The sequence below is a fragment of the Pseudomonas sp. GW456-L12 genome, from assembly GCF_059424045.1.
Genome location: NZ_JBWKZA010000012.1, coordinates 70,671 through 93,501, shown reverse-complemented (window position 1 = coordinate 93,501; position 22,831 = coordinate 70,671). Strand labels below are relative to the sequence as shown.

Below are 22,831 nucleotides of genomic sequence, written 5' to 3'. Positions count from 1 at the left end.
TTGTAGAAGGTCAAGTATAGGCAAGCCACAGGGTCGCCGCGGCCCGGCAGGAGCGACGCCTGCTTGCGACAAGAATCACCCGGCCGGCATCGTTGGGACTGTCAGGATGCCATCGCGAGCAAGCTTCGCGCCTACAAGGAAAAAAGGGGCTTGAGACAAATCGTGTACATGTTTTTAGAATTCTATGGAACAATCTGCAAGTTTTTTGAGAACATCCTGTTCCCCAGCGTGACCGTGCCGTGAACTTGAGTCGCGGAACGACGTATTTAGTCTAATTTTCACAACCGCAATTCATCATGTAGTATGCCGCAGCGCGCACTACATAACGTTGGATCGATGTCTGCCAAGGCGCAGTCGCAACCCTGAAAGCCCTGTCAGCAAGGCTCCGAGCCGTTGATTGGAACCATCCCAGCCGCCCGCGATGGCATGTACTGGTAGAGGGGTTTGTGGTTTAAATGGCCAGAGGCTTCATTGTCAATTTGAAGAGCTGAAAAGCGAAATAGCTGAGCAGAGTGAGGCAAGCAATGACTGAACACGTTCAAGTCGGTGGCCTGCAGGTCGCCAAAGTCCTGTTCGACTTCGTGAACAACGAAGCCATTCCCGGTACCGGCCTCACCGCCGACACGTTCTGGGCCGGCGCCGACAAGGTCATCCACGACCTGGCACCGAAGAACAAAGCCCTACTCGCCAAACGCGACGATTTCCAGGCGCGTATCGATGCCTGGCACCAAGCCCGTGCCGGCCAGGCCCACGACGCCGTGGCCTACAAAGCCTTCCTGCAAGACATCGGTTACCTGCTGCCAGAAGCGGCGGACTTCCAGGCCACGACGCAAAACGTCGATGACGAGATCGCCCGCATGGCCGGTCCGCAGTTGGTGGTCCCGGTGATGAATGCCCGCTTCGCCCTCAACGCCTCCAACGCCCGCTGGGGCTCGCTGTACGACGCGCTCTATGGCACCGACGCCATCAGCGAAGCCGACGGCGCGGAAAAAGGCAAAGGCTACAACAAGGTGCGCGGCGACAAAGTCATCGCCTTCGCCCGCGCCTTCCTCGACGAGGCCGCGCCATTGGCCGCCGGCTCCCATGTCGACTCCACCGGCTACAAGATCGTCGACGGCAAGCTAGTGGTCGCCCTCAAGGGTGGCAGCAACAGCGGCCTGCGCGACGACGCCCAACTGATCGGCTACCACGGCGATGCCGCGGCCCCGACCGCGGTCCTGCTGAAACACAACGGCCTGCATTTCGAGATCCAGATCGACGCCAGCAGCCCGGTCGGCCAGACCGACGCCGCCGGCGTAAAAGACGTGCTGATGGAAGCCGCCCTGACCACCATCATGGACTGCGAAGACTCGGTCGCCGCCGTCGACGCCGACGACAAGGTGGTGATCTACCGCAACTGGCTCGGCCTGATGAAGGGCGACCTGGCCGAAGAAGTGGCCAAGGGCGGCAAGACCTTCACCCGCACCATGAACGCCGACCGCGAATACACCGCGCCCAACGGCGGCAGTGTGAAGCTGCACGGCCGTTCGCTACTGTTCGTGCGTAACGTGGGTCACCTGATGACCATCGACGCGATCCTCGACAGCCAAGGCAACGAAGTGCCGGAAGGCATCCTCGATGGCCTGGTCACCAGCCTCGCGGCGATCCACAACCTCAACGGCAACACCTCGCGCACCAACAGCCGCACCGGCTCGGTGTACATCGTGAAGCCGAAGATGCACGGCCCGGAAGAAGCCGCTTTCACCAACGAGTTGTTCGGGCGCATCGAAGACGTGCTGGAACTGCCGCGCAACACCCTGAAAGTCGGGATCATGGACGAGGAGCGCCGCACCACGGTCAACCTCAAGGCCTGCATCAAGGCCGCCAGCGAGCGCGTAGTGTTCATCAACACCGGCTTCCTCGACCGTACCGGCGACGAAATCCACACCTCCATGGAAGCCGGCGCCGTGGTGCGCAAGGCCGAGATGAAGGCCGCCAAGTGGATCGGCGCCTACGAGAACTGGAACGTCGATATCGGCCTGAGCACCGGCCTGCAAGGCCGCGCGCAGATCGGTAAAGGCATGTGGGCCATGCCGGACCTGATGGCCGCCATGCTCGAACAGAAAATCGCCCACCCGCTGGCCGGCGCCAACACTGCCTGGGTACCCTCGCCCACCGCCGCGGCCCTGCACGCCCTGCACTATCACAAGGTCGACGTGTTCGCCCGCCAGGCCGAGTTGGCCAAGCGCGCCCGCGCCTCGGTGGACGACATCCTGACCATCCCGCTGGCCAGCAACACCAACTGGTCGGCCGAAGAGATCAAGAACGAACTGGACAACAACGCCCAGGGCATTCTCGGTTATGTGGTGCGCTGGATCGACCAGGGCGTCGGCTGTTCCAAGGTGCCGGACATCAACGATGTCGGCCTGATGGAAGACCGCGCCACCCTGCGTATTTCCAGCCAGCACATCGCCAACTGGCTGCGCCATGGCGTCGTCACCCAAGCCCAGGTCATGGAAAGCCTCAAGCGCATGGCGCCCGTGGTGGACCGGCAGAACGCCGGCGACACCCTGTACCGTCCTCTGGCACCGAACTTCGACAGCAACATCGCCTTCCAGGCGGCGGTCGAACTGGTGATCGAAGGCACCAAGCAGCCCAACGGCTACACCGAGCCGGTGCTGCACCGTCGTCGTCGCGAGTTCAAGGCCCGCAACGGCCTGTGATCCTGCGTTGACGCGGTAAAGAAAAAGCCCTGGTCGCGAGACCAGGGCTTTTGTGTTTCTGCCGGGGAATCTTATCGCGAGCAAGCTCGCTCCTAGGGGGACACCCTGCTCCTAGCGCACCACTCCCAGCTCATGCTTGACCAGCGCCAGCAGCGTGCCGGTGTCGATCGGCTTGAGCAGGAAGTCCACCACGCTCAGGTGCATGGCCGCGATGGCGTCGCGCACATCGGCATCGCCGGAAATGATAATGATCGGAAGGGCCGCCCGCTCCGATTCGCGCACCTGGCGTATCAGATCCAGGCCGTTGCAGGGGGCCATGCGCAGGTCGGTGATCAGCAGTCCGATCGATTTGTTCGAGTTCAACAGTTCCAGTGCTGCCTTGCCACTGGCTGCGGTCATGCAGCGAATGCCATCCAGTCCGAGAATCTCCGACAGCAACTCACGGGCATCCTTGTCATCATCGGCGATCAACACGCGCTGGGGCGGCAGATCGGGCTCGAGCATCACGGCGTTCAACGCCTCGCGCTCGGCATCACTCAAAATATCGTGGTCGGACATGGCTTTCTCTACATATTCAAATCGATCCCCTAGCACAGTGGTCAGACATCGCTAAGCAGGCCTCCAATGTGCACTTCGTCGGGTTTTTTTCCAAGAGGCCGGATAAGTACTTTTTTCACAGTTTTGACACCTGCTTGAAGCGAATTAACAGGTGCAGAGCCGCTACCTAGACTTACGTCCAATGGGCACCTGGCAGCGTGGGACCGACCATGACCCAAGACCCGACCACGACAAATCCAAAAAGACTGCGGTAATGGTTATGAGTAAAGCGGATGCCTTCACCCAGGCAGGGAAAACCGCGGTGTTGCAGAACATCCACGGCACGATGCAGTTTCTCCAGCGGTTCCCCCCCTTCAATCAGATGGAAAACGCTCACCTGGCGTACCTGGTCGAGCAATGCCAACTGCGTTTCTACGGCCCCGGCGAAAGCATCATCAAACCCGCCGACGGACCGGTCGAACACTTCTATATCGTCAAGCAGGGCCGGGTGGTCGGCGAGCGCCAGCACGCCCTCAAGGGCGGCACCGAAACCACCTTCGAGATCACCGCCGGCGAGTGTTTCCCCCTCGCCGCGCTGCTGGGCGAGCGCGCCACCCGCACCGAACACCTGGCGGCCGAGGACACCTTCTGCCTGCAACTGAACAAGCCGGCCTTCATCAAGCTGTTCGCCCTTTGCGCGGTGTTTCGCGATTTCGCCCTGCGCGGCGTCAGCAGCCTGCTGGACCAGGTCAACCAGCAGGTCCAGCAAAAAGCCGTGGAAACCCTCGGCACCCAATACTCCCTCAACACCCGGCTGGGCGAACTGGCGATGCGCCACCCAGTGACCTGCAGCCCGTCCACCCCTCTGCGCGAAGCCGTGAGCCTGATGCACGAACAGCAGGTCGGCAGCATAGTGGTGGTGGATGAACACAAGGCGCCGCTCGGCATCTTTACCCTGCGCGACCTGCGCCAGGTGGTGGCCGACGGCACCAGCGACTTCAACCAGGGCATCGAACGGCACATGACCCAAGCGCCGTTCGCCCTGTCGCCGGACCACAGCGCCTTCGACGCCGCCATCGCCATGACCGAACGGCACATCGCCCACGTCTGCCTGGTCAAAGAGCAGCGCCTGTGCGGCGTGGTTTCCGAGCGCGACCTGTTTTCCCTGCAACGGGTCGACCTGGTGCACCTGGCGCGGACCATCCGCAACGCGCCACGGATCGACAACCTGGTGGCGATTCGCGGCGAGATCGGCCAGCTGGTGGAGCGCATGCTGGCCCACGGCGCGTCCTCGACCCAGATCACCCACATCATCACCCTGCTCAACGACCACACCGTGTGCCGGGTCATCGAACTGACCCTGGCCGACAAGGGCGACCCGGGCGTGCCGTTCAGCTGGCTGTGTTTCGGCAGCGAAGGCCGGCGCGAGCAGACCCTGCACACCGACCAGGACAACGGCATCCTGTTCGAAGCGCGCGACGCAGCCCATGCGGCAGAGATTCGCGGCAAGCTGCTGCCCCTGGCGCAGCAGATCAACCAGAGCCTGGCGCTGTGCGGCTTCACCCTGTGCAAGGGCAACATCATGGCCGGCAACCCCGAGCTGTGCCTGTCCCGCGCCGAGTGGGCACGGCGCTTCGCCGCCTTCATTCGCGAGGCCACGCCGGAGAACCTGCTGGGTTCGAGCATCTATTTCGACCTGCGGGTGGTCTGGGGCGACGAGCAGGGCTGCGCGCAACTGCGCCGCGGCATCCTCGACCAGGTCGGCGACAACCGCCTGTTCCAGCGCATGATGGCCGAGAACGCGCTGCGCCAGCGCCCGCCGGTGGGGCGTTTTCGCGAGTTCGTCCTGGCCAGGAAAAATGGCGAAAAAGCCACCCTCGACCTCAAGGTCCAGGGCCTCACCCCCTTCGTCGACGGTGCGCGCCTGCTGGCCCTGGCCAATGGCATCGATGCCAACAACACCCTGGAGCGCCTGCGCCAGCTGGTGGCCAGGGAAGTCATCGAAACCCTCGACGGCGCCGCGTATGAAGAGGCTTATCACTTCATCCAGCAGACCCGTATGCAACAGCACCAATTGCAGACCCGGCAGAACCTGCCCTACTCCAACCGCGTCGACCCGGACAGCCTCAATCACCTGGACCGGCGGATCCTGCGCGAGTCGCTGCGCCAGGCCCAGCGCCTGCAAAGCAGCCTGGCGCTGAGGTATCAGCTATGAGCCTGTTCGCCTGGTTGCGCCCGGCCAGCACGGCACTCAGCGCCGAGCAGCAACAACGCCGCGAGCGCCTGCCCGTCGCCCCGGCGCTGGGCGAATGCAGCCTGCGCGAACAGCGCTGGGTGGTGCTGGACCTGGAAACCAGCGGGCTCAACCTCAACCGCGACCAGGTGCTGTCCATTGGCGCGGTGGTGATAGAAGACGGCGCCATCGACTTCAGCCAGCAGTTCGAGCGCACCTTGCAGCGTACCGATCACAAGCTCAGCCCCAGCGTGCTGATTCACGGCCTTGGCCCTAGCGCGATCGCCGCCGGCAGCGACCCGGTGGAAGCCTTGCTGGATTTCATGGCGTTCGTCGGCGACAGCCCGCTGCTGGCCTTCCATGCGCCATTCGACCAGCACATGCTCGGCCGGGCGCTGAAGGACAGCCTGGGTTATCGCCTGCAGCATCCGTTCCTCGACGTCGCCGAAATGGCCCCGCTGCTCTGCCCCCAGGCGCATATCCGCGAAGCCGGGCTGGATGACTGGATGGGCTACTTCAAGCTGCACGCCGGCGAACGCCACCATGCCGCCGCCGATGCCCTGGCCACCGCCGAGCTGGCGCTGATCCTGTTCAGCCGCGCCCGCCAGCAGCAGATCCACAGCCCGCTGAACCTGCAACAGCGGCTCAGCCAATGGAAACGCCGGCAGCAGAGCCACTCCTTCTGACCCTGCAGCCGCTGCCGAGCCCTGCGAGGCTGCGATCGAGCGCATGGCGGTCGCCGACGCTCTCTGCCAGACACACTGCAAGCCGAGGCTTTGCGGCAACTGCGTTGCCGGTCGCAGCCTCGCGTTGCTCGGCAGCGGCTACAGGTATCGGCCCGAAACATTGGCTATCCACCCCGCCGACCGGCGCCCATTGCGCGGCTCTTTGCGCCCTGCCACAATCGCGAATAATTCTCGTTAGTTTCAACTTCTCGATTGGGATACCCAGGTGCCATCAGCCCAAAGCCCCCACAGTGACCTCGTTGGTGCGTTGTATCGCGACCATCGCGGCTGGCTGCTGGCCTGGCTGCGGCGCAACGTGGCCTGCCCGCAACGGGCCGAGGACCTGAGCCAGGACACCTTCGTCCGCCTGCTGGGCCGCGACGAACTGAAAGCCCCGAGCGAGCCGCGGGCGTTCCTGGTGGCCATCGCCAAGGGCCTGCTGTTCGACTACTTCCGCCGCGCCGCGCTGGAGCAGGCCTACCTCACCGAACTGATGCTGATCCCGGAAGAGGAACACCCCTCCCCGGAAGAACAGCAATCGATCCTTGAAGACCTCAAGGCCATCGACCGCCTGCTGGGCAAGCTGTCGAGCAAGGCCCGCGCCGCCTTCCTCTATAACCGCCTCGACGGCCTCGGCCACGCCGAAATCGCCGAACGCCTCGGGGTGTCCGTGCCGCGGGTCAGGCAGTACCTGGCCCAGGGCATTCGCCAGTGCTACGTCGCCCTGTACGGTGAGCCGGCATGAGTTCGCTCAACGCCAAGCCGGTGTCTGCCCGGGTGCTGGACGCGGCGATTGCCTGGCAGTTGTCGCTGGATTCCGGCGAAGGCAACCCGATGGCCCGCGAAGAATTCGCCAAATGGCACGCCGCCGATGAAGAACACGCCCGCGCCTGGCGCCAGCTGGGCATGCTCGACCAGCGTTTCAGCGTCGCCAGCGGCCCGGCCCGCAGCGCCCTGCTGCAATCGCGGGACGGCATCCGGCGGCGCGTGCGCAAGCTCGGCAGCGGGCTGGCCAGCGTCGCCCTGCTGCTGGGCCTGGCCTTGTTCGCCGGCGACCGTTACGGCCAGCTGGATTACTGGCTCGCCGACCAGCGCACCGCCACCGGCGAGCAGCGCACCCTGCGCCTGGCCGACGGCACCGTGATCAACCTCAATACCCACAGCGCCGTGGATGTGCGTTTCGACGAAAAACAGCGACGCATCGTGTTGCAGGAAGGCGAGATCCTGGTCGAGACCGGCCACAACGACGCCCGCCCCTTTATCGTCGAAACCCGCGAAGGCCATATGCGTGCGCTGGGCACGCGCTTCCTGGTCAAGCGCGAGGAACAGGGCACGCGCCTGAGCGTGCTGCAATCGGCCGTGGCCGCGCGGCCGGAATCCAGCCAGGACGAGCAGATCCTCAAGGAAGGCCAGCAGGTGCTGATACGCCGCGACGGCCTCGGCCCGCTGCTGGCCCTGAACTCCGGCGCCGACGCCTGGACCCGCGGCATGCTGGTGGTGGACAACGCGCGCCTGGCGGATCTGGTCAGCGAACTGGGGCGCTACCGCCGCGGCCATCTGGGGGTGGCCGACGAGGTGGCCGACCTGCGCATCACCGGCAGCTTCCCGCTGCACGACACCGACCTGGCCCTGAGCGCGCTGCTGCCGACGCTGCCCGTGGCCATCGAGCGGCATACGCCCTGGTGGGTGACGTTGGTGGCGCGGGCCGAGAGCAAGGCCAAGCCCTAGGCGGCACGATTTTTATCGCAAGCAAACTCGCGCCTACAGGAACGGCGGTGCCCTGTAGGCGCAAGCTTGCTCGCGAAAATTCCAACTGACGCCGCCTGCCCCAGCCTGAAATATCCCTCTTGTTTTCGCAAATCGAAATTATTTTCAGTCCGCCCTATCACTTTTGGAATCTCGTCCGGCACATAGGCAATTGAGAAATGTTTCCATCCAGGAGCCGCCGTATGTCCCGCTCGCTAGACACCCTGTTGCGCCCCAGCCTGTTGGCCGTGGCGATTGCCCTTTGCGCCCCGCTGGCCAGCACCCCGCTGATCGCCGCCGAACAGGCGTCCAGCGTGCGCGCCTACAACCTGCCGGCCGCGCCCCTGGCCAGCACCCTGAACCAGATCGCCAGCCAGGCGGGCCTGGCCCTGAGCCTCAACCCGAGCCTGGCCGCCGGCAAGACTTCGGCCCCGGTCAAGGGCCAGTTCGACGCCGCCGGCGCCCTGCGCGAGGCCCTGCGCGGCACCGGCCTGCAACTGGAACAAAGCAGTGCCGGCACCTACAGCCTGGTGGCGATTCCCGACGGTGTGGTGGCCCTGCCGGAAACCAGCATCACCGGCCAGCAGGCTTATGAGAGTGCCTGGGGGCCGGTGGACGGTTACCTCGCTACGCGCACCGCCGCCGGCACCAAGACCGACACCTCGCTGGTCGAAGCACCGCGTTCGATTTCCGTCGCGACCCGCCAGCAGATGGAAGACCGCAACGTGCAGAATCTGGACGATGCCGTGCGTTACATGCCCGGCATCGTTTCCGCCAGCTACGGCAGCGACACCCGTTATGACTGGATGCGCGTGCGCGGCTTCGAGCCCACCCAATTCCTCGACGGCCTGCCGCTGCCCCGCGGTGTGTATGCCAACCCGAAAGCGGAGACCTGGAACCTCGACCGCCTTGCCCTGCTGCGCGGCCCGGCTTCCTCCGTCTACGGCCAGACCCCGCCGGGCGGCCTGCTGGACATGGTCAGCCGGCGCCCCAGCGCGGAATCGAGCAATGCCATTCAGCTGCAGTACGGCAGCGACAACTACCGCCAGATCAACTTCGCCAGCACCGGCAAGATCGACGATGAAGGACAGTTCCTCTACGGCCTCAGCGGCGTGGTGCGGGACGCCGGTACACAGGTCGATCACATCGACAACAAGCGCTACAACATCGCCCCCAGCCTGACCTGGAACATCGACACCGATACCAGGCTGACCCTGCTCTCGCAGTTCACCCGCGACGACACCGGGGCAACCAGCCAGTTCATGCCGATCCAGGGCACCAAGATCAAGTCGCCACTGGGCGACGTCTCCCATCACAAGAACCTCGGCGACCCGGACTACGAGTTCTACGACCGTACCTACTACGCCCTGGGCTATGCCTTCGAGCACCGTTTCAACGATGTCTGGCAGTTCCGCCAGAACCTGCGCTACACCAAATCGGAGCTGTCCTTCCAGCAACTGACCGTGGGTTCCTACGCCTACTCCCCGGCTGACGCGGCAGGCAATATCAGCCGTACCTCGACCAACGTGGACGAGGACATCAGCCAGTTCGCGGTCGACAACAACTTCCAGGCCGACTTCGCCACCGGCGACATCACCCACACCGTGCTGATCGGCCTGGATCACCAACGGACCGACACTTCCTACCTGTCGATTTACGGCGACGGCGGGACCACCAACATCTTCAATCCGGTTTATGGCCAGCCGATCGTGCGCCCGGCACGCTCCAGCGCTTACTACGACTACAACCAGAAAACCGTGCAGACCGGCCTCTACGTGCAGGACCAGATGGCCCTGGACAAATGGCGCCTGACCCTGGGCGGTCGTGAAGACTGGGTGCACCAGGGCACCACGTACTTCAACAAGAACGACGTGACCAATACCGACCGCAGCAAGAACTTCAGTGGCAACGCGGCACTGAGCTATGTGTTCGACTCGGGCCTGGTGCCGTACCTGTCCTACGCCGAATCCTTCCAGCCCGCCAGCAACGCCAGCGTCTCCCCGACCGAGTCGTATAAACCCACCGAGGGCAAGCAATGGGAGCTGGGCATCAAGTACCAGCCGCCGGGCTCCAACACCCTGCTGAGTGCGGCGGTCTACGACCTGACCCAGAAAAACGTTCTGGTAACCAGCATCGGTGCCGGTGGCGAGTCGGTCACCAACCAGACCGGCGAAGTGAAGGTCAAAGGCCTGGAACTGGAAGCCGTGTCCGACGTGACCGACAACCTCAAGGTCATCGCCGCCTACACCCTGGCCAAGTCCGAGGTGCAAAAAGGCATCTACAAAGGCAACCGCCTGCAACTGATGCCCAACCAGCAAGCCTCCCTGTGGACCGACTACACCTGGCACAGCGGCGTGCTCGACGGTTTCGGCATTGGCGCCGGTGCCCGCTATACCGGCAACACCTACGGCGACCAGGCCAATACCTGGCTGGGCAAGGCCAATGCCTACACGGTGTTCGATGCCGCCGTGCATTACGACCTGGGCCGCCTGGACAGCAGCCTCAAAGGCGCGTCGCTGAAACTCAACGCCACCAACCTGTTCGACAAGGACTACCTGTCCACCTGCGATGGTTCCTACTGCTATTTCGGCGATCAGCGTAGCGTGGTCGCCAGTGCCACCTATCAGTGGTAATCGGCTGAGTTAACAACCAGGCCGTCCTGCAAGGACGGCTTTGCTGTGTCTGAAGGCTAAGAAATGAAAAGCAAAACCATCCGCCGCTGGTCCTTTATCCACACCTGGACCAGCCTGATCTGCACGGTATTCCTGCTGATGCTGGCCCTGACCGGCCTGCCGCTGATCTTTCACCACGAGATCGATCACCTGCTGGGCGACGCGCCGCAGCTGCGGGAAATGCCTGCCGACACCCCGCAGCTGGACCTGCAGCAGCTGGTGCGCGCCGCCGAGGCCCATCGGCCGGGCGAGGTCATGCAGTACTTCGGCTGGGACGAGGAAGACCCCAACGGCGTGCTCACCATCATGGCCAGGACCGCCGGCACCGAGCCCAACTCGTCCCACACCTTCATGCTCGACGCGCGCACCGGCGAAGCCGTGGAAACGCCCTCGGCCAATGGCGGGCTGATGATGTTCATGCTGCGCCTGCACGTGGACCTGTTCGCCGGCCTGCCGGGCAAGCTGCTGCTGGCGTTCATGGGGCTGCTGTTCGTGCTGGCGATCGTCTCCGGCGTGGTGCTGTACCTGCCGTTCATGCGCCGGCTGGAATTCGCCACGGTGCGCCAGGACAAGTCCACCCGCCTGCGCTGGCTGGACCTGCATAACCTGATCGGCGTGGTGACCCTGACCTGGGCCCTGGTGGTCGGCGTCACCGGGGTGATCAGCGCCTGCGCCGACCTGCTGATCGCGGCCTGGCGCAACGACAGCCTCAGCGCAATGATCGAGCCTTACCGCGAGGCCCCGCCACTGACCCGACTGGCCCCGGCCAGCCGCCTGCTGGAGATCGCCAAGGAGGTGGCGCCGGGCATGCAGCCGGACTTCATCGCCTTCCCCGGCACACGTTTTTCCAGCGAGCATCACTACGCGGTGTTCATGAAAGGCAGCACCCACCTGACCTCGCACCTGCTGACCCCGGTGCTGATCGACGCCAGCACCCTGGAGGTCACCGCGGTGGCCGAACGTCCCTGGTACATGGACGCCATGGGCATGTCGCAACCGCTGCACTTCGGCGACTACGGCGGCATGCCGATGAAGATCCTCTGGGCGACCCTGGATGTGCTGACCATCATTGTCCTGGGTAGCGGGGTTTACCTGTGGCTGGTGCGGCGCCGCGCGGCCCGGCCGGCATTGGGCGAACCCGCCGCGGTGGCGCCATGAGGCCACGGCAATCGAATTTCTGGAAGGTCTTCGGCGCGCCGCTGTTCATTGCCGTGCTCTGTGCCGCGGGGCTGTTCTCCGCGCTGCTCGGCGACGGCATCTGGGACGCCCTGAGCTGGCTCGGCCTGGGCGCCCCGGCCCTGATCGCCCTGCGGGGTCTGTTCAACCGCCCGCCACCGGCCTGACCCCGGCGGCGGGGAAACCGCGCCACAGGTACAGCGCCAGCCCCAGGCCGATCGGCAGCACCGGGATGAATACGCGGTTTTCCTGCTGCGCCTCGGCGGCCACCAGTACGCAGAACAGCGCCAGCCCCAGCAGCGGTACATAGCTCGCCGCCAGGCCCCAGCGCCAGGGCCGGGTCACCGGGCCGGGGCCCCGCAGGCTCAGCAGGGCACAGCCCAAAGCCGGCAAGGCCAGCGCCGGCAGCGCCCAGTACCAGGCCATGTAGGCGAACGCCATGATCAGTTCCGGCTCACCCTCGCCGTGGCGGCGAAACTCATACTGCAAGGCCAGGTACACCGCCAGCGCGCCCGACAGCGTCAGGACCAGGCTGTACAACCCGTGCCGAAAATAACACCTGCGCATTTATCACTCCTTGTCTGTCCTGCATGCCGCCCCTGTGGCCGGGGCCAGAGGCTGCGTTAAGATCCCCGGGGCGGCGAGCCTGCGCTCCACTTCCACCTTCGAGGAATATTCATGTCCACCCCCAGCATGACGCTGTTCCACAACCCGGCATCACCTTATGTGCGCAAAGTCATGGTGCTGCTGCACGAGACCGGCCAGCTGGACCGCGTGGCCCTGCAAGCCAGCCAGTTGACCCCGGTGAACCCGGACACCGCCCTCAACCACGACAACCCGCTGGGCAAGATTCCCGCCCTGCGCCTGGCCGACGGCAACGTGCTGTACGACAGCCGGGTGATCCTCGACTACCTCGACCAGCAGCATGTCGGCAACCCGCTGATCCCCCGTGAAGGCTCGGCCCGCTGGCGGCGCCTGACCCTGGCGGCGCTGGCCGACGGGATCCTCGATGCCTCGGTGCTGATCCGTTACGAACTGGCCCTGCGCGCCCCCGAGAAACACTGGGAGCAGTGGCTCGACGGCCAGCGCGACAAGATCCGCCGCGCCCTGGCCGTGCTCGAGGCCGATGCGATCGCCGAACTGGCCAGCCACTTCGACGTCGCTTCCATCGGCGTCGCCTGTGCCCTGGGTTACCTCGATTTCCGCCACCCCGACCTGCGGTGGCGCGACGCCCAGCCCCAACTGGCGGCCTGGTACGCCGAGGTCAGTCGACGCCCTTCGATGCTGGCGACCCAGCCGCCGGTTTGAAGGCCCCGGACGCGGTCATCACCTGAAGCATGGTGGCGGCCGGTCCGGCCCTATCGCGAGCAAGCTCGCTCCTACATGGAACAGCGCAGTACCTGTAGGCGCGAGCTTGCTCGCGATGGCCGCCCCACGGTGCTTCAGGCAGCAACCCGACTATCCATGCCAGCAAGGCTTCCGCTGCCTGCTGGTCCTCGCGCAACCCCAACGACCTACTCATGGGCCACCTGCGCCTCGAACGTCAGCGGCTGGGCCGGTTTGGCCTGGCCTACGCCGTACCAGTCGAGTTTGCGGGTCAGCACCATGAACACACCCAGCAGGCCGAACAGCAGCAGCGAGCCCATCAGCAGCGCGTAATCCTCGGCGCTGAGCAAGCCGTACAACAGGCCATACAAAGCGGCCAGGCCGGCGGCGAAACTCAGGCCGTGGCCCAGGCTGCGCAACACATGGCTGACGTAGAAGCCGATCAGCGCCACACAGGCCCCGGCCGACAGCAGGTAGGCCAGGGCGAAGCCGATGTGCTCCGACAGCGACAGCAGCAACAGATAGAAGAACGCCAGGGCCACGCCCACCAGGGCGTATTGCACCGGGTGCACCGCCAGGCTCTTGAGCACCTCGAAGAGGAAGAAGCCGGCAAAGGTCAGGGCGATGAACAGCAGCGCGTATTTGATCGCCCGGTCGCTCTTGAGGTACTGGTCCACCGGGTCGATGAAACTCACGCCGAAGGAGCGGTTCTTGAACTCCTTGCACTGCCCGCTGGCCAGGCAATTGATCAACGCGCTTTCCAGGTTGGTGGAGAAGAACGAGGTCTGCCAGTTGGCGGCGAAGCCCAGGTCGGAAATCTCACGCTGGGCCGGCAGGTAGTTGCCGATAAAGCTCGGATGAGGCCAGTCGGCACGCAGGCGCACCTTGCTGGTCTTGCCCACCGGCAGCACCTGCAACTGACCGGTGCCTTGCAGTTGCAGATCGAAGGCGAAGTCCAGGTCGGTGCTGCGCTTGCCGTCCAGCAGCGGCAGGTTGACGTGTACGCCCTCCCCGAGCCAGTCAATCCGGCTGCCGGGAGCGAACGGCAGGTTCTGTCCGTTCAGTTCGAGGGCCAGCGCTTGTTCGATACCGCGAATGTCGCTGATGCCCACGGCGAGAAACGGCTGCTCGAATTTGTAGTCGACGAAGTCTTCCTTGATCCCCAATTGCTCGGGCAGCGCAAACTGGCCGCTGATGCGGTTGTTGGCATGGAACAGCCGGGCCTGGTAGATGCCCCGGGCACGCAATTCGGTCCGTACCTGGCCATCGAGTTCGAAGTGCTCCGGCAGGAAATACAGCTGCCCGCGCTCTTCTCCCAGCTCCTGGTAACGCTTGTTGGTCTTCTCGTTGGTTTTCCAGGTGCGCACCACCTTGCGATAAGGCACCACCAGCAGCGGGCCGCTCAGTTGCTGGCTGTAGCTGGAGCTGCGGGCGATATCGGTCAGCACACCGTCGCGCAGTTCCTGGCGCTCCTGGATCAGCCCGTCGATCATCAACAGCGGGACCAGCAGCCCCAGGATCAAAAGGGCGATAGCCCCCAGCTTTATGGTCAGATTGCGATTCATGGGTTCTCTCCCTGTTCGAATGAGGGAGAGTCTGGGCAGCCCATGTGGGGGTTTTATGGGGGCTGTGTGGAGACTGTGTGGAGATTGCCCCTCGCCCTTTGCAGGAGCGTCTATCGGTGGCCCCATAGAGATGGGGTGGCTGGCAGATCTGGCGGCTGCTTCGCGACCGATCGCAGGCTGCGCCAACGGCTACAGGATGCACGGAGTCTGTGTAGCCGCTGCCGAAGGCTGCGATCGGTCTGCGAAGCAGCCGCAAAACGGTACACGCAGGGAATCAGGCCGGGAACTGCAAGGTCACTTCAACGCCGCCTTCCACATTGCCGATCCGCATCTGGCCGCCATGCAGCTGCACCACCTCTTCGACGAAGTTCAGCCCCAGGCCGGTGCTTTTGCGTCCGCTGTCAGGCCGTGGCAGGGAGTAGAAACGTTCGGTCAGGCGCGCCAGGGCGTAGTCCGGGATCGGCTCGGCCTGGTTGAACAGGCACAACCGCAGTTGGTCGCCCACCCGGCTGGCGCTCAAGCGCAGCACGCCACCGGCGGGGGTGAAGTCCAGGGCGTTTTCCAGCAGATTGCCCAGGGCCTGGCGCAACAGGAACGCTTCTCCCGACAGCTTCAGCCCCGGGTCGATACGCTGCTCGACCTGCAGGCCCTTGCCCTCGATCCGTGCCTTCTGGCTGTCCAGCACCTGGTTCGCCAGGTCCGCCAGCGGCACCGCCTCCCGCTCTTCCAGGCCATGACGCTGCTCGACCAGCGCCAGGTTCAGCAAACGCTCGATCAAGTGCTGCATGCGCGCGCTTTCGCTGTCGATGTTGCTGACGAAACGTGCGCGCTGTTCGCCGGGCATCTCGCTCTGCAACAGTTCCGCCGCCCCGCGAATCGCCGCCAGCGGGCTTTTCAATTCGTGGGTCAGGGTGTGCACATAACGCTCGACATAGGCCTTGCCCTCCAGCTGGGTGCGCATGTCCTCCACCGCCGTGGCCAGCTGTTCCAGCTCGCCGCCGCGGTAGTGCGGCAGCTCGGCGCGACGGCCTTCGCTGACCGCCTGGGCATAACCGGTCAGGCGGCGCAGGGCAGCGCTCAGCCACCAGGACAGCAAGGCGCCGAACAGCAGGCCCAGGCCGATCAGGCCGGCGCCGTACCACAGCAGGCGGCGCTCGGTGCGGTCGACATAGGGTTGCAGGGAACTGTTGGGCTTGGCCACGGTGACCACGCCGATGATCCGGCCGTTGTCGCGAATCGGCGCGCCGACATGCATCACCGAGGAGTTCGGGTCATCGGCCACGCTGCGCGAGGAGCGCGCGCCGTATTGGCCGCGCAGGGTCAGGTACACGTCGTTCCAGCGCGAATAATCCTGGCCGACCGCCAGGCCGCTGGAGTCCAGCACCACCTTGCCCTGGGCGTCGGTGACGTAGATGCGGTGGTTGACCTGGTTCTTCGGCAGACCCCAGATGGTCGCCGCCGGCTGCCGCTCGCCATAAGCCTTGAGCAACTGCGGCCAACGGTTCTCGCTGAGGGTGCCGGCCTTGAAGTCGTCGCGCAGGATTTCCGCCAGCAGGTTGGCGGTGTCCACCAGGGTTTCCTCGGTGGACTGGCGCACGCCCGGGCGGATTTCTTCCATCACCGTGCTGAGGACGAAATAGCCGGTCAGGCCGACGAACAGGACGTAGACCAGGAAAATCCGGATTCCCAACGGCATCAGCTGTGCCCCGGGCTGTAGCTGTAGCCCAGGCCGCGATGGGTCTGGATCGGCTCGGCATCGGCCGCCACCAGGCGCAGCTTGGCCCGCAGGCTCTTGATATGGCTGTCGATGCTGCGCTCGTAGCCGGCATCCGCCGCCACCCCCAGGGCGTCGAGCAACTGCTCGCGGCTGAACACGCGCTCGGGTTGCTCCAGCAGGCAATGCAGCAGGCGGAACTCGTGGCGGGTCAGGCTCAGTAACTGGCCGCGATAGCTGATCTGGAACTTGTCGGTATCGACCTGGAACGGTGAGGCCGGCGCCTCGACCACCGCCCGCGGCGCCATGCGCTTGAGGATGGCCTTGACCCTTGCGGCGACCTCGCGCGGGCTGAAGGGCTTGACCACATAATCGTCGGCACCGATTTCCAGGCCCACCACCCGGTCGATTTCCCCGTCCCGGGCACTGAGGAACATCACCGGCACCTCGCTGAAGCGCCGCAACTGCTTGCAGGTTTCGAAGCCGCTGATGTCCGGCAGGCCGATATCGAGAATCAGCAGGTCCGCCGGTGTAAGGCGCTGATAGTCCAGCGCCGCCTGCCCGAGATTCAGCCAGGTGGTGCTGAAACCTTCACCCTGCAGGGCAAAAATCAGCGTATCGGCAATCGCCGCTTCGTCTTCGACAATCAGGATATGAGGCATGGCATCCAAGCACGGGAGGTAAGTGCCAGAACGGTGCCGGATGCCTCATGCGCCGTCAATCAAGTCTGATCAGCAGTCGGGCTTGTCCGCGGTGTAACGCCGGGCCGGGTTCACGGCGGCGCCGAACTCGCGCAGGGCCTTGGCGCCGATCAGCAGCGGGTAGTTGAAGCTGCTGCGGTCGGTCAGGTTGACCTCGACAGTGCGCTTGACGTTACCCAGGCACATTTCCAGGTCGACCACCGGACGCTTGGCCACCTGGGCCTCTTCCTTGTCTTCGTCTTCATCGGCGCGGCTCTTGATCTTGCTGATCCGCGCCACCTTGTGTTCGTAGACCTTGCCGTCGGCGTCCTTGGTCGCCAGGCGGAAACGCACCCACTCCTCGCCATCGCGGGTGAAGGTCTCGATGTCCTTGGCCGACAGCGAGGCGGTCAGGGCGCCGGTGTCCATCTTGGCCTTGAGGGTTTCGCCGATTTCCGGCAGTTGAATGTATTCGTAGCGCCCGTAGAGGGTCGGCTCGGCGGCCATGACCGGCAGCGCTAGCAGGGACAGGAGTGCAAGGACGGATTTCACGTGAGCAGGTTCCTTGGAAAGTGGGCAGCAGGATTTTAGACCGTGGCCGGGCAATTGGTTCGGCCCGCGAGAAAACCCGCAGCCGCCACGATCGGCGAAATTGACCGCCAGCATATCCCGGTATACGTGAAACATTCGTCAGCACATCAGGATTTGGCCTGCCCGGCGAAGGTGCTTATCATGGCGCGCCCAAAGGCTTTCAAGAGTTCCTTATGCGCCGCCTGCTCACCGGCTGTTTCGTCACCCTGCTGCTGTTGCTCAACACCCTGGTCCTGTTCGGGCCGCTGATGGTGTTCGCTCTGCTCAAGCTGGTCCTGCCAGGGCGCCTGCGCGACCATGCGTCGAAGGCGGTGATGTGGATTGCCGAAACCTGGGCCGAAATCGACAAACTGATCTTCGCCCTGTGCATTCCCACCCAGTGGGATATCCGCGGCGGTGACGAGCTGCGGGGGGACACTTCTTACCTGGTGATCAGCAACCACCAGTCCTGGGTCGACATCCCGGCGCTGATCCAGACCCTCAACCGCCGTACCCCCTTCTTCAAGTTCTTCCTGAAGAAAGAGCTGATCTGGGTGCCCTTCCTCGGCCTCGCCTGGTGGGCCCTGGACTACCCCTTCATGAAGCGCTACAGCAAGGCCTTCCTGGCTAAAAATCCGGAACTGCAAGGCAAGGACCTGGAAATCACCAAGGCTGCCTGCGAACTGTTCAAGCGCCAGCCGGTCACCGTGGTCAACTACCTGGAAGGCACCCGCTTCACGCCGGCCAAGCGTGAGCAACAGCAATCCCCTTTCAAGCAGTTGCTCAAGCCGAAGGCCGGCGGCGTGGCCTTCGTGCTGGCGGCCATGGGCGAACAGCTCGACGCCATCCTCGATGTGACGGTGGTCTATCCGCAGCAGAAGATTCCCGGTTTCTGGGACCTGATCAGCGGCAACGTGCCGCGGGTGATCGTCGATATCCAGACCCGTGAGCTGGACCCGGCGTTGTGGCAGGGGGATTACGAAAACGATCCGGCGTTTCGCCAGACCGTCCAGAACTGGGTCAACCAGCTCTGGACCGAAAAGGACCAGCGCATCGACGCCTTGCGCGCCGAGCGCCGTTGATCAGCTACCGCTGCCGACGCCCCAGATCCCGCCCAGGCTGTTGAGCAGCGAACCGCCCACGCCCTGCTGACCCAGGTATTGCAGGAGCACTGGGGCGAACTGGCCGATCATGCCGCTGTCCATGCCCAGGGCGCTGAACGCGCTGTTCAGGTCATTGGTGTTCTGCACGTTACCCAGCGCGCTCTCCAGACCGGCGGTCTTGCTGCCACCGCTCTGCCCCAGCAGGCCACTCAAGGCACCCAGGCTGCCCAGCGCGTTGCCGCCCGAGAGCTTGTCCAGCCCCGGAACGCTTTTGCTCAGTTGCGAGTAGTCGGTGCTGCTCAGCTGGTTCTTCGCCAGGCCCAGCATCGCGCCGGTACCGCCGATGGCCTGCTCCGGCGTGACATCCAGTTGCGAAAGGGCACTGAGCAGATTGGCGGTCTGCGAGGTTGGAGCGGCAGCGGCGGCCTTGTCGCCACCCTGCATGCTGGACACCGCATTGGCGGCATCGCTCAGGCTGAAGCCTGCGGCAAAGACCGGGCTGGCTCCCAGGGTCAGCAACGTAGCCAGTGCAACACTGCGGGAAATTTTCATCGAGACAACCTCTTGAACCAGAAAGACACCGTGACAACGGCGGGAAAACTGCGGATTTGACCGGGAAAACCGGAGCAATGTTCCGCATCGGCCCATCCATATTTAGCCGGCCCGGATATACCCGGAACCTCGCAGACGGGCAACCGTTATTCCAACGCCGATATCTGTAGCCGCTGCCGCAGGCTGCGATACCAAGAGCGACGCCCGCTTCGCGGTCGATCGCAGCCTGCGGCAGCGGCTACAGGGTGCATGGTCGGGTTTTGCTCGAGCCAGGCAATAAAAAGGGCGACCCGAGGGTCGCCCTTTTTATTGCGCCAACACCTTAAGCCGCGCTGAACAGCTTGTGCGGGTCGATGACGAATTTCTTCGGCACGCCGGCATCGAATTCGCCGTAGCCACGCGGAGCGTCGTCCAGGCTGATGACCTGCACGCCGACCACTTCGGCGATGTTGATGCGGTCCCACATGATGGCTTGCATCAGTTGGCGGTTGTACTTCATCACCGGGGTCTGGCCGGTGTGGAAGCTGTGGGACTTGGCCCAGCCGAGGCCGAAGCGGATGCTCAGGCTGCCCATCTTGGCCGCCGCATCCACAGCGCCCGGGTCTTCGGTGACGTAGAGGCCGGGAATACCGATCTTGCCGGCAACCCGCACCACGCCCATCAACGAGTTGAGCACCGTGGCCGGCGCTTCGTGCTGGGCACCGGCATGGCCATGGCCGCGAGCCTCGAAGCCCACCGCGTCGACCGCGCAATCCACTTCCGGCTCGCCGAGCAGCGCGGCGATCTGTTCGTGCAATGGAGTGTCCTTGGACAGGTCGGCGATTTCAAAACCCTGGGCCTTGGCGTGGGCCAGGCGCACCGGGTTGACGTCGCCAACGATCACCACCGCCGCGCCCAGCAGACGGGCGGACGCAGCCGCGGCCAGGCCTACCGGGCCGGCACCGGCGATGTAGACGCTGCTGCCCGGGCCAACGCCGGCCGTCACCGCGCCGTGATAGCCGGTCGGCAGGATGTCGGACAGGCAGGTCAGGTCGCGGATCTTCTCCATGGCCTTGTCGCGGTCCGGCAGCTTCAGCAGGTTGAAGTCGGCGTACGGCACCAGCACGTATTCGGCCTGGCCACCGGTCCAGTCGCCCATGTCGACGTAGCCGTAGGCACCGCCGGCGCGGGCCGGGTTGACGGTCAGGCAGACCCCGGTGTGTTGCTCCTTGCAGGAACGGCAGCGCCCGCAAGCCACGTTGAACGGCACCGAGACCAGGTCGCCGAGCTTCAGGTTCTCGACGTCGCTGCCCTTCTCCACCACCTCGCCGGTGATTTCGTGACCCAGGACCAGGCCGACCTGGGCAGTGGTACGGCCGCGCACCATGTGCTGGTCCGAACCGCAGATATTGGTGGATACCACGCGCAGGATGACGCCGTGCTCAATCTTCCTGCCACGCGGGTCCTGCATTTTGGGATAGTCGATTTTCTGTACTTCGACCTTGCCATTGCCGAGATACACGACACCACGATTACCAGACATGCTTTCACCTCGCTGTTGTTTTTATGAAACCGCGTTGCCGGAAAAAGGCAGCGCGTAGAGTGCTCGGGTACAGATGCTGTTTCGTTCTTCAAAATCGCTTCGCTGTAGCCGCGGCCGCAGGCTGCGATAAGTCCGGGCCACGTTGGTCGAAGGGCCTTCCAGGGCCCTCAAGAGCGGCGCCCCCCTACGGGGTCGATCGCAGCCTGCGGCAACGGCTACAGGTCATAGAACCACTGTTCGATTGGCGTTGAGGAACACCCGCCGTTCGATGTGATAACCCACGGCCCGCGCCAGGGTCAGGCCTTCGATATCGCGCCCCTTGGCGATCAGGTCCTCGGGGTAATGACTGTGGTCCACCACTTCCACGCCCTGGGCGATGATCGGGCCCTCGTCCAGGTCGTTGTTGATGTAGTGCGCGGTGGCGCCCACCAGTTTCACGCCCTTGTTGTAGGCCTGGTGATAAGGCTTGGCGCCCTTGAAACCGGGCAGCAGGGAGTGGTGGATGTTGATCGCCTTGCCATCGAGCTTGCGGCACAGCTCCGGCGACAGCACTTGCATGTAGCGCGCAAGGATCACCAGTTCGGCGCCGGAGTCCTCGATCACCTGCCACACCTGGCGCTCCTGGGACGGCTTGTCGTTGGGGTCCAGGGGGAAGTGGTAGTACGGGATCTGGTGCCAGTCGGCCAGAGGCTTGAGGTCCGGGTGGTTGGACACCACCGCCACCACGTCCATCGCCAGTTGGCCGATGCGCTGGCGGTAGAGCAGGTCGTTGAGGCAGTGATCGGCCTTGGAGACCATGATCACCACTTTCGGCCGATGCTGCGGCGGGGTCAGTTCGACGTTCATGTCGAAAGCCCGGGCGCGCTCGGCCAGACCGTCGCGCAGGCCCTGCTCGTTGAAATTCTCGGGCTGGCGGAATTCCACGCGAATGAAAAAACGCGCCGAAAGCCGGTCATCGAAAGAATGGTGCTCGGTGACGTAGCAGCCCTGCTCGAACAGAAAGCGGGTCACCGCGTCCACCGTGCCGAGCACGCTGGGGCAGTCGGCGGTGAGAATCCAGGTATCGGGTGCGCGGCTCATGGTGCGGAACTCCTAAAACATCGGTAGGCAAAGCCGAGTCCTGTAGGAGCGAGCTTGCTCGCGAAGAGTCCAGAAGCACCGCGTGCTTTCAGCAAGCACGCGTTATCGTTGACGTCCTTCGCGAGCAAGCTCGCTCCTACAGGGAATTACGGCGTCTCAGGCCTGGACGCTGAGGCCGTATTCGGCGGCGGCATCCTGCAGCCACAACCACCAGTAATCGGAGAAGCTGCGGCGGATCACCAGTTCCCAGGTGTCTTCGCCCATGCGGCGGATCACCAGTTGCGACTTGGCGAACACGGTGCCGACGGCCTTGCCCACCGGGAAGTTGTTGGGGTGCACGTCGTAGCTGGTGGACTTCATCAGCACTTGGCGCACGTTCGGTCCGGACAGTTCGAGAATCTGCTGGCCGCCACTGACGTTGACGATCTGGATATGCAGGTCGCCCAGCGCTTCGCGCAGTTTTTTCTCGGCGGCGAATTCTTCGCCGCTCGGCACCACCAGCAACCACTCGTCCGGCCCCATCCACTGCAGGCTGGTTTCGCCCTTGGCGACCACGGTCAGGGCCACTGGCAGCTCCAGGCCCAGGGCCTTGTGCACGCCGGCAGCGAAGGCCGGGTCATGAGCATCGCCACGGAGGGTCAGGTGGCCGAGGAGTTTCTTCTCGCGCAGGGTCACGCCTGCGTTCTTGCGGCCCTTGCCCACCAGGCTGGCGAGGTCGGCATGGTGCAGCGACGACTCGGCTTTGGCGCCAGTGGTCGGGCGCTGTTGGTAAACGTTGACTGCGGTCATAGAGCACCTGTCTTGAATTCTGTTTCGCGGCGAACCGCAAATAGGTAGAGCCTGTTCGATCGCTGCCCTGTAGGAGCGAGCTTGCTCGCGATAGCCGCAAAGCGGCGGTCGATCCCGCAACAACGGTTGTCGTCGCTGA

General features: G+C 64.3%; 20 protein-coding genes. 10 read left to right on the top strand and 10 right to left on the bottom strand.

What is annotated here, in order from left to right:
• Positions 1–524 precede the first annotated feature (524 nt).
• Complete coding sequence (locus AC07Y9_RS17020) at positions 525–2,702, top strand: malate synthase G (RefSeq protein ID WP_102679159.1); 2,178 nt, start codon at positions 525–527, stop codon at positions 2,700–2,702.
• 111 nt (positions 2,703–2,813) lie between these two features.
• Here AC07Y9_RS17020 and AC07Y9_RS17015 read toward each other — a convergent pair whose 3' ends face one another.
• Positions 2,814–3,260, bottom strand: coding sequence for a response regulator (locus AC07Y9_RS17015; protein WP_102679158.1), 447 nt, complete (start codon positions 3,258–3,260; stop codon positions 2,814–2,816).
• A gap of 253 nt (positions 3,261–3,513) precedes the next feature.
• Between AC07Y9_RS17015 and AC07Y9_RS17010 the strand changes: the two genes are divergently transcribed.
• The 7 genes from AC07Y9_RS17010 (at position 3,514) to AC07Y9_RS16980 (ending at position 11,958) form a co-directional block, all read left to right on the top strand.
• On the top strand, positions 3,514–5,454 hold the full coding sequence (locus tag AC07Y9_RS17010) for a putative nucleotidyltransferase substrate binding domain-containing protein (RefSeq protein WP_037005035.1): 1,941 nt from the start codon (positions 3,514–3,516) through the stop codon (positions 5,452–5,454).
• Positions 5,451–6,158 (top strand): 3'-5' exonuclease, encoded by a 708-nt coding sequence (locus tag AC07Y9_RS17005; RefSeq protein ID WP_087089438.1) that lies wholly within the window; start codon positions 5,451–5,453, stop codon positions 6,156–6,158. The genes AC07Y9_RS17010 and AC07Y9_RS17005 overlap by 4 nt, the downstream gene beginning before the upstream one ends.
• A gap of 265 nt (positions 6,159–6,423) precedes the next feature.
• Positions 6,424–6,942 (top strand): RNA polymerase sigma factor, encoded by a 519-nt coding sequence (locus tag AC07Y9_RS17000; RefSeq protein ID WP_102679157.1) that lies wholly within the window; start codon positions 6,424–6,426, stop codon positions 6,940–6,942.
• Positions 6,939–7,925 carry a FecR domain-containing protein gene (locus AC07Y9_RS16995; RefSeq protein ID WP_102679156.1) on the top strand — a complete coding sequence of 329 codons (987 nt, stop codon included), beginning with the start codon at positions 6,939–6,941 and terminating at the stop codon, positions 7,923–7,925. Before AC07Y9_RS17000 ends, AC07Y9_RS16995 begins: the two co-directional genes overlap by 4 nt.
• 221 nt (positions 7,926–8,146) lie before the next feature.
• Positions 8,147–10,576 carry a TonB-dependent siderophore receptor gene (locus tag AC07Y9_RS16990; protein WP_102679155.1) on the top strand — a complete coding sequence of 810 codons (2,430 nt, stop codon included), beginning with the start codon at positions 8,147–8,149 and terminating at the stop codon, positions 10,574–10,576.
• A 63-nt stretch (positions 10,577–10,639) separates the two neighbouring features.
• Positions 10,640–11,773, top strand: a complete 1,134-nt coding sequence (locus AC07Y9_RS16985; protein ID WP_102679154.1) for a PepSY-associated TM helix domain-containing protein — start codon at positions 10,640–10,642, stop codon at positions 11,771–11,773.
• A complete protein-coding gene (locus AC07Y9_RS16980) occupies positions 11,770–11,958 on the top strand; it encodes a hypothetical protein (RefSeq protein ID WP_009045929.1) in 189 nt (62 codons plus the stop codon). Before AC07Y9_RS16985 ends, AC07Y9_RS16980 begins: the two co-directional genes overlap by 4 nt.
• Here the strand turns inward: AC07Y9_RS16980 and AC07Y9_RS16975 are convergent.
• On the bottom strand, positions 11,936–12,358 hold the full coding sequence (locus AC07Y9_RS16975) for a hypothetical protein (protein ID WP_053262912.1): 423 nt from the start codon (positions 12,356–12,358) through the stop codon (positions 11,936–11,938). The two genes, AC07Y9_RS16980 and AC07Y9_RS16975, sit on opposite strands and share 23 nt — an antisense overlap.
• Positions 12,359–12,469: 111 nt before the next feature.
• On the opposite strand from AC07Y9_RS16975, the gene AC07Y9_RS16970 reads away from it, so the two are divergent.
• The gene (locus AC07Y9_RS16970) at positions 12,470–13,099 is read left to right on the top strand and encodes a glutathione S-transferase (protein WP_102679153.1); all 630 of its coding nucleotides are present in this window, start codon (positions 12,470–12,472) and stop codon (positions 13,097–13,099) included.
• A 206-nt stretch (positions 13,100–13,305) separates the two neighbouring features.
• On the opposite strand, the gene creD is transcribed toward AC07Y9_RS16970, so the two are convergent.
• The 4 genes from creD to rloA2 form a co-directional block, all read right to left on the bottom strand.
• Positions 13,306–14,682 (bottom strand): cell envelope integrity protein CreD, encoded by a 1,377-nt coding sequence (gene creD, locus AC07Y9_RS16965; protein ID WP_053262913.1) that lies wholly within the window; start codon positions 14,680–14,682, stop codon positions 13,306–13,308.
• 274 nt (positions 14,683–14,956) lie between these two features.
• The gene (gene creC / locus AC07Y9_RS16960; protein ID WP_102679151.1) at positions 14,957–16,378 is read right to left on the bottom strand and encodes a two-component system sensor histidine kinase CreC; all 1,422 of its coding nucleotides are present in this window, start codon (positions 16,376–16,378) and stop codon (positions 14,957–14,959) included.
• Entirely contained in the window at positions 16,378–17,058 is a 681-nt protein-coding gene (gene creB / locus AC07Y9_RS16955; protein WP_102679150.1) for a two-component system response regulator CreB, read from the bottom strand. The genes creC and creB overlap by 1 nt, the downstream gene beginning before the upstream one ends.
• 69 nt (positions 17,059–17,127) lie before the next feature.
• Positions 17,128–17,628: a retropepsin-like aspartic peptidase RloA2 gene (rloA2, locus tag AC07Y9_RS16950; RefSeq protein WP_038575213.1), complete on the bottom strand. Its 501-nt coding sequence runs from the start codon at positions 17,626–17,628 to the stop codon at positions 17,128–17,130.
• Between the two features lie 212 nt (positions 17,629–17,840).
• Between rloA2 and yihG the strand changes: the two genes are divergently transcribed.
• Positions 17,841–18,728: a 1-acylglycerol-3-phosphate O-acyltransferase, YihG family gene (gene yihG, locus AC07Y9_RS16945; RefSeq protein WP_102679149.1), complete on the top strand. Its 888-nt coding sequence runs from the start codon at positions 17,841–17,843 to the stop codon at positions 18,726–18,728.
• Here the strand turns inward: yihG and AC07Y9_RS16940 are convergent, their stop codons facing one another.
• The 4 genes from AC07Y9_RS16940 to AC07Y9_RS16925 form a co-directional block, all read right to left on the bottom strand.
• The gene (locus AC07Y9_RS16940; protein WP_053262917.1) at positions 18,729–19,301 is read right to left on the bottom strand and encodes a DUF2780 domain-containing protein; all 573 of its coding nucleotides are present in this window, start codon (positions 19,299–19,301) and stop codon (positions 18,729–18,731) included.
• Between the two features lie 322 nt (positions 19,302–19,623).
• On the bottom strand, positions 19,624–20,823 hold the full coding sequence (gene fdhA / locus AC07Y9_RS16935) for a formaldehyde dehydrogenase, glutathione-independent (RefSeq protein WP_053262918.1): 1,200 nt from the start codon (positions 20,821–20,823) through the stop codon (positions 19,624–19,626).
• A 222-nt stretch (positions 20,824–21,045) separates the two neighbouring features.
• Positions 21,046–21,903 (bottom strand): formyltetrahydrofolate deformylase, encoded by an 858-nt coding sequence (purU, locus tag AC07Y9_RS16930; protein ID WP_007926386.1) that lies wholly within the window; start codon positions 21,901–21,903, stop codon positions 21,046–21,048.
• A gap of 156 nt (positions 21,904–22,059) precedes the next feature.
• Positions 22,060–22,692, bottom strand: coding sequence for a sarcosine oxidase subunit gamma (locus tag AC07Y9_RS16925; RefSeq protein WP_087089457.1), 633 nt, complete (start codon positions 22,690–22,692; stop codon positions 22,060–22,062).
• Positions 22,693–22,831: the final 139 nt, after the last annotated feature.